This window comes from Bradyrhizobium sp. BRP19 (assembly GCF_020194195.1).
Taxonomy (GTDB): Bacteria; Pseudomonadota; Alphaproteobacteria; order Rhizobiales; family Xanthobacteraceae; genus Bradyrhizobium; species Bradyrhizobium yuanmingense.
This window is the reverse complement of the sequence record NZ_JADYVZ010000157.1, coordinates 1-427: the sequence shown is the minus strand read 5'-3', so window position 1 is coordinate 427 and position 427 is coordinate 1. Positions and strand designations below refer to the sequence as shown.

Sequence of the window (427 nt, the reverse complement as noted above, 5' to 3'; positions counted from 1 at the left end):
GGAGTATTTCCGTTCGCGCGCTGTCGCCGCGACGACGAGCCAGACACCGGACAACAGGCCGCAGGCCTGATCCGTTGCAGATAGCCGGTGCCGGGGCACCGGCTATCGCCGACAAATCTGAGTGGAGAGCGAAATGGATATCGCCAAGCGAACCGCGCCGCGAAACCTGTCCATTTCGGAGGCTCTCCATGCCTGCCTTTGTCGTCCTGGATTCCATCTCTCTCCACACGCCTGACAGCCGCCCGCTGTTCGACGAACTGACGCTCGCGATCGGACGCGAGCGCATCGGGTTGGTCGGGCGCAACGGTTGCGGGAAATCGATATTGCTGCGCCTGATCGCGGGCGAGGTCGAACCGTCAGCGGGATCGATTCACCGCGCCGGATCGATCGGCGTGCTCGCGCAGATCGCCGACGAACGCCTGACGGT

At 64.2% G+C, this 427-nt stretch carries 1 protein-coding gene; it reads left to right on the top strand.

From position 1 onward, the window contains the following. Positions 1–188: 188 nt before the first annotated feature. A partial coding sequence (locus tag I6F36_RS38975; RefSeq protein ID WP_276573761.1) for an ATP-binding cassette domain-containing protein occupies positions 189–427 on the top strand: 239 nt, incomplete at its 3' end.